4 protein-coding genes are annotated in these 6,887 nt (G+C 63.0%); 2 read left to right on the forward strand and 2 right to left on the reverse strand.

Annotated elements, in window-relative coordinates:
• Positions 1 to 135 precede the first annotated feature (135 nt).
• Positions 136 to 2,193 (reverse strand): putative bifunctional diguanylate cyclase/phosphodiesterase, encoded by a 2,058-nt coding sequence (locus IFO71_RS21100; RefSeq protein ID WP_192031670.1) that lies wholly within the window; start codon positions 2,191 to 2,193, stop codon positions 136 to 138.
• A gap of 265 nt (positions 2,194 to 2,458) precedes the next feature.
• Between IFO71_RS21100 and IFO71_RS21105 the strand changes: the two genes are divergently transcribed.
• Positions 2,459 to 3,613 (forward strand): sterol desaturase family protein, encoded by a 1,155-nt coding sequence (locus IFO71_RS21105; protein ID WP_192031671.1) that lies wholly within the window; start codon positions 2,459 to 2,461, stop codon positions 3,611 to 3,613.
• A gap of 440 nt (positions 3,614 to 4,053) precedes the next feature.
• Here the strand turns inward: IFO71_RS21105 and glnA are convergent, their stop codons facing one another.
• Entirely contained in the window at positions 4,054 to 5,463 is a 1,410-nt protein-coding gene (gene glnA / locus IFO71_RS21110) for a type I glutamate--ammonia ligase (RefSeq protein ID WP_192031672.1), read from the reverse strand.
• Between the two features lie 358 nt (positions 5,464 to 5,821).
• On the opposite strand from glnA, the gene IFO71_RS21115 reads away from it, so the two are divergent.
• On the forward strand, positions 5,822 to 6,887 hold a 1,066-nt coding region (locus tag IFO71_RS21115; protein ID WP_192031673.1), incomplete at its 3' end, for an Ig-like domain repeat protein.

The following is a 6,887-nucleotide window of genomic DNA, read 5'->3' on the forward strand; positions in this document are numbered from 1 at the left end:
GAGGGCCGTGCCAGCGCCGAAAGATCGCGAACACTCTGTTATCTCAACACCATCGGTCGAAACTCTCGCCCCGCTTGGAATTGCCGGATCTTTCGGCGCGACCTCATGAAATATCCGGGTTAGTTCAGACGAGACTCAGCGTTGCGATTCGCCGGATTGCAGGGCGCCGGGCGCTTCGGGGAAATCATCGCCGACTTCACGCCCGAGGAAATCCAGCAGGCCGCGCCAGGACAGCGGGCGGCTGATCGCAAAGCCCTGCAGATACTCGCAGCCAAGATCGACCAGGGCGGCGCGCTGGGCCTCGGTTTCCACGCCTTCGGCGATGACCGTCTTGCCCAATCCATGCGCCAGACCAAGGATGCCCGAGACCAGGAACTCGCCCTGCGGGTAACCCATGTCCTGGACAAAGCTCTGGTCGATCTTCAGGGCATCGATCGGCAGGTCACGCAGACGCGCCAGCGAGGAATGACCGATGCCGAAGTCGTCGATGGTCAGGCCAACGCCGAGCGCGCGCAAACGCAGCAGACTGTCCACGATGGTGCGGTCGCCTTCCGCCAAGGCGGCTTCGGTGACCTCAACCTCCAGCCGTTGTGGATCGACGCCGCTGGTCTGCACCGTGCGCTCGAAGAAATCCATGAATGCCGGGTCGGCCAGATTGACCGGCGAGCAGTTCAGCGACACCCGGATATCGGGAAATCCGGCGGCATCCATCCACTTGGTGGTGGACAGCGCCTCGCGCAGCAACCAGCGGTCGAACTCGTCAATCACACCGCTGGATTCGGCGATCAGAATGAACTGTCGCGGCGACACATTGCCCAGCTCACTGTTGTTCCAGCGTGCCAACAGCTCGACGATTCTCACCTCGCCGCTCAGGGCGTCGACGATGGGCTGCAGCACCAGACCGAGTTCGCCCTGGGCAATGGCGCCCGACAGCGTCGACTCCACGCGCAGACGATGCTCATTCTCTTCGCGTTGGGCGGCGTGAAACAGCTGGATGCCAGCCGGCGGACAGCGCTCCAGGGCGACCAGGGCATTGGCCAGAAGGCGGCCGAAGTCGTCGCCATGGGTGGGCCACATGGTCAGGCCCACCGCAGGGCGCAGGCGGAAGCGCAGGCTTTCGTCGCCCACCGGCTGCTCGAACTGCGCCAGCAACTCGCGCAGTCGGGCGGTGGCCTCGTTTGAATCCTGCACCCTTAACACCATGATCAGTCGGTCGCCGCCCATGGCGCCGATCAGCTCTTCATCGCGACGTTGCGAACGCAGGCGCCAGGCCGACTCACTGAACAGGCGATCGCGTGCTTCCTTGCTCTGGGTCGACTGCACGCGCTCCAGGGCGGCGAAGTGAATCACCGCCAGAGCGCAGGCATGGCGTCCGGCTACCGATAGCCGCAGCACCCGAACGAAGCTCTCGCTGATCACATCGAGAGTCGGCAGGCCGGTGACCGGATCGACGCGACTGCTCTTGCGCAGGGCCAGGTGTTCGCCACCGGCTTCGCGCCCCGATCGGCGCCGTGCGGAAATCGCCACCAGTCCCAGCAGGGCGGCCAGACCGACGCCCAGAATCTGCATCCAGTCGGCGCCCTGCGGCGCCCAGCGCTGGGCCCGCTCACCCAGTTCAAACGCGCTGTTCAGTAGCAATGGGCGATACAGCCCGATGCTCAACGCCATCAAGGCCGCCGCACAGGCCAGCACCAGGACCGGGCTGCCATCACGGCGACGGCGCAGTACGCAGGCCAGGGCCAGGCCCAAGGATTGCCCGGCGGCGAGCAGAATCCAGGCAGCTGCTTGATCGTTGCCATGCAGCAGCCGCGGTGCATCGACGCTGTTGCCGAGCAAGGCCAGCTGGCCGGCCCAGCCCAGGCCAATCGCCCAGGGCAGGGCGCAGGCGGCGTAAAAGGTGGAGCTGCGCTGACGCTGGTCGATACCGAAAATGGTCAGGGCTGTTCCGATCACCAGCCCCAGCAAGGCGCTCGGGGTCAACCTGCCCCACAGCGCATGGCCGCCCGCCGGCAGAGCATCCAGCCAGAAAAAGGCCAGGGCGCCGAGCAGCAGGGCCGCCGCCGCAAACAGGCGCCGCAACCAGCGCCGGGTCGGTTTCTTGTGCGGGAACGGGTCGAGCAGGGCAAGCGCGATAAAGATCGCGGCGCCGAGATACATGGCGGCCAGCACCGCCAGCGCGGTTGGCGGTTCCACCCATCCGCTCAGCGTCAGCGTGCCCGAGGGCAGTCCCTGATTCGCCTGATTCCCTAGCATGGCCCGCGCACTGCCCCCGTGTCTGGCCGAAGTATTGGCAGTCGGCGATGGTTTCGCCTGGCTGCAAGGCAGAGGCTAGCTGGAATGCGGCAGAAGGTCGAGGAGGTGAATAATGCACCGACCATTTCACCTGGCTCGGCGCTGCTGCAAAATGCCTCACCCCATCGCCGGGGCTGAAGGGGCCGGCAAGCAGAAGGTGTGGTCCATGTGGGGCAAACTTAGGCGCTTGCGGGCAGCGCATGGTGAATTGCGGCCTGGTCATGGGTTGCTCAGCGGCGTCATCGCCCTGGTGCTGGCCTTGATGTGCTTGCTCGGCGTGCTGGCCTTTCACTTTCCCGAATATCTGACCACGCCCGAGCTACGACGCTCCTACGACGTCGAAACTCTGCGCATCGTGCTGTTCTGGTGTCTGGTGCTGGCCGGCGGCCTGGCCTTGTTCAATCTGGTGAGCGGCCGCATGCGCTGGCTTTCCAGCATCGCATTCGCGGTGGTGGTATTGGCTGTGCTTTGGGGCGGACATCGGGTGCCGGTGGGCGACTTCCCGGACAACACTCCCTACATCGGGCTCGACTGGCTGATCCTCGACCTGCTTGGTTCAGCCCTGATCTTCATCTTCATTGAGAAGCTGTTCGCCCTGCGTCGCGAGCAGCCCATCTTTCGCGCCGAGTGGCAGACTGACCTACACCATTTCATCGTCAATCATCTGATCGTTGGTTTCGTGCTGCTGGCCACCAACTTGATGGTGCATCGACTGTTTGGCTGGGCGGCGCATGAAGGACTTCGCCATTGGGTGCAGCAGTTGCCCTGGCCGCTGGCATTGTTCCTGGCCATTCTGGTGGCTGATCTGGTGCAGTACTGGACGCACCGCGCTTATCACGAAGTTCCGTTGTTGTGGCGGCTGCATGCAGTGCACCACAGCGTGAAGAGCATGGACTGGCTGGCCGGCTCTCGTCAGCACGTGATCGAGCTGCTGATTACCCGAACCCTGGTGATGGCACCGATCTGGCTGCTGGGCTTTTCGAAGGAGGTGATCGACGCCTACATCATCATTGTCGGCTTCCAGGCGGTGTTCAATCACGCCAATGTCAGCGTGCGGCTTGGGCCACTGAGGTACCTGATCGTGACGCCCAACTTTCACCACTGGCATCACTCACAGGATGACGAGGCGATCGATCGCAACTACGCTGCCCACTTCGCCTTCCTCGACTACCTGTTTGGCACCGCGGTGAAGGCCGATCGCAAGTGGCCCGATCACTACGGTGTGGTGGGTGATTACGTGCCGAACGGCTTCTTGAAGCAGCTGAAGTTTCCGTTTGTCTGGAATGGCAAGGCCAGGTCGGAGGTGAAGCCTGAGGTTTAGTGTGAATCGATGGGCTGCGCGTCTGAGTTCGGCCAGGAGCGGACACGTGCTTTTCCCTTCTCCCTGTGGGAGGTGCCCGAAGGGCCGATGAGGGTACGAATACGCCGTGGGTGTGGTTGCAAACAAACGTTGACGACACCCGGCCGCTTCGAGTCGCCGCCACGCTGGCTGAGCTTGTCGAAGCCAGCCGACCCAGCATTGCAACCTCAATGCTCGCGTGGGCACCTTCAGGGCTCGCTTCGCTGAGGCACCCTTCGACAGGCTCAGGGTGCGTCAAGGCGATTCCATCGCTACCGCCCTCGGACTCTTACTCGCCCTTCGGGCTGTCTCTCAGTGCGAACAGGGCAGGCCATCGTCCGTTTCGGGCCGATTCCCGTCGATCGAAAAGCAAAAAAACCCGCCGTGCGGCGGGTTTTTTCTTGGCGTGGCTGAGTGCCCGCTTACAGGCTGTAGTACATCTGATACTCGAGCGGATGGGTCGCCGCGCGGAACTTGGTGACTTCCTGCATCTTCAGCGCGATGTAGCCATCGATGAAGTCGTCGGTCATGACGCCGCCAGCTTTGAGGAAGTCGCGGTCCTTGTCCAGCGCGTCGAGGGCCTGATCGAGCGAGGAGCAGACCTGCGGAATGCCCTTTTCCTCTTCCGGCGGCAGGTCGTACAGATCCTTGTCCATCGGCGCGCCCGGATCGATCTTGTTGAGGATGCCGTCGAGGCCAGCCATCATCAGGGCGGTGAAGGCGAGGTAGCCGGAGTTCATCGGGTCGGGGAAGCGGAACTCGATGCGGCGGGCCTTGGGATTGGTGACGAAGGGAATGCGGCAAGAGGCCGAGCGGTTGCGCGCCGAGTAGGCCAGCATCACCGGGGCTTCGAAGCCCGGCACCAGACGCTTGTAGCTGTTGGTGGTGCTGTTGGTGAAGGCGTTGATCGCGCGGGCATGCTTGAACACGCCACCGATGTACCAGAACGCCAGCTGCGACAGGCCGCCGTAGCCCTCGCCCATGAACAGGTTGGTGCCGCCCTTGGCCAGGCTCTGATGCACATGCATGCCCGAGCCGTTGTCGCCGACCACCGGCTTCGGCATGAAAGTGGCAGTCTTGCCGTTGCGGTGGGCGACGTTCTTGATCACGTACTTCATCTGCAGCAGCTCGTCGGCCTTCTTAACCAGCGAGTTGAACTTGGTACCGATTTCGCACTGGCCGGGGCCGGCGACTTCGTGATGGTGCACTTCGACTTCGATGCCGAGCTGTTCCAGCACCTTGCACATTTCGGCACGCAGGTCGTTCAGTGAATCGACCGGGCTGACCGGGAAGTAGCCGCCCTTGACGCCCGGGCGATGACCGGCGTTGACACCGTCGAACTTCTTCGCGCTCGACCACGGTGCTTCTTCCGATTCGATTTCAAACATCGAGCCGGACATGTCGTTCTTCCAGCGGATCGAGTCGAATACGAAGAACTCCGGTTCCGGACCAAAGAAGGCTTGATCGGCGACGCCGGTGGATTTCAGGAAGGCCTCAGCGCGCTTGGCGATGCCGCGTGGGTCGCGCTCATAGCTCTGCATGGTGGCCGGCTCGAGGATGTCGCAGAGCAGCACCAGGGTCGGGTCAGCGGCAAACGGATCAATGAAGGCGGTGGTCGGGTCCGGCAGCAGGATCATGTCGGACTCGTTGATACCCTTCCAGCCGACCACCGAAGAGCCGTCGAACATCTTGCCTTCCTCGAACAGGCTGGGTTCGAGAATCCGAGCCGGGAAGGTGGTGTGGTGCTGCATGCCGCGCATGTCGGCGAAGCGCAGGTCAACAAATTCGACGTTGTTGTCCTTGGCCAGTTTCAGAACGGATTCGATAGACACAGCGGATCTCCGAGGGTGATGAGAACAGTGACGCCCAAGGTGCAAGCGGCATGCCAAGCCTACTCAGGTATTAAGTCATTGATTTTAATTCCGCTTGGCGGGGAGTCGGCGACGCAATGCACCCCGATGGGGCAATCATGCACGTTAATAGTGCTACGCGCACTCGGTGCGCCGAAATGGTGCGCCACTTGCGGATCGGTGGCCGCTAAACGCCCCGGTGTCCACGATTCAGCAAATTTCACTAGCAAACACAATGTCGGAAGCGCCAAATAGCAGCCGGGCACCGGGGAATCACCGTGGCCTAGGGTTTGGGCTGACTCAAATGCGACGGCCGCACGGCCAGGGCTGAACTGCAACGGTGAAGTGCCATGGGGGAGCTGCGTATGAAGCGTGGTTTGGTGGGCGTGCTGGGCTGATCCTCACCGCTGAAGTCAGCGGCGTGCAGCCCACCGGCACGGTCACCTTCCGCGATGGCCCTACGCCGATTGCCGGCTGTAGCGATGTGATTCTGATCAATATCGACGGCCGACGCCTGGCCACCTGCACCACCAGCAGTTTGAGTGCCGGCACGCACAGCCTGAGCGGCAGCTATCCCGGCGACAGTCGTCATCTCTCCAGCACCGGCAATCTTAGCCAGCGAATCAATGCGCGACCCGCCCTTAACCAGCCATCTGATCTGGTGCTGTTCGAGGATCAGGCGTCGGCGCCGGTGGTGCTGAGCCTGACCGACGCCGAGACCGCGGCGGCATCGCTGAGCCTGGCGACGGGCTCCAGCAATCAGGCCCTGGTGAGCGACGCCATGCTCAGCGCCGGTGTGTCGGGCACGGGCAGCACGCGCAATCTGGTGATTACCCCGGCGCCGGATCGCTCGGGAGGCGCCACCATCACCCTGGGCGTTACCGATGGCGACGGGGCGACCACCAGTCGCTCGTTCCTGCTCAATGTGATCCCAGTCAACGATGCGCCGACCTTGTCGTTGTCGGGCAATCAGTACCATCCGGCGGGCAGCAGTGGCGCATTCCAGGTGGCGGGCTTCGCCAGCGGCGATCCGGGGCCGTTTGAGACAGGGCAGACCCTGAGCTACAGCGTGTTGCCCTTGAACAACGCGCAGACGCTGGTAACGGGAGCCGCGATCGACGCCAGTGGGCGGCTGAGTTATCAGTTGAATGGCAGCAGCGGTGGCGCGCTATTCGCGGTGGTGGCGCGCGATGACGGCGGCACCAGCAATGGCGGCAGCGATCGTTCGGCGCCGCGGCTGTTCCGGGTGCTGGTGGGCAACGGGGCCAATATCGCCCTGCAGATAGCCCGGATATTTCACGAGCCCCTCAAGATCGCGACGTTCGTCCCGACCGGACGTTCGTGTGGCCTTCGCAGACCGGATTTGGCTGCTTTTGGGATGTTTTTCCGGAATTCAGACGCAATGC

The organism is Pseudomarimonas arenosa (genome assembly GCF_014841215.1).
Classification (GTDB): domain Bacteria; phylum Pseudomonadota; class Gammaproteobacteria; order Xanthomonadales; family Xanthomonadaceae; genus Pseudomarimonas; species Pseudomarimonas arenosa.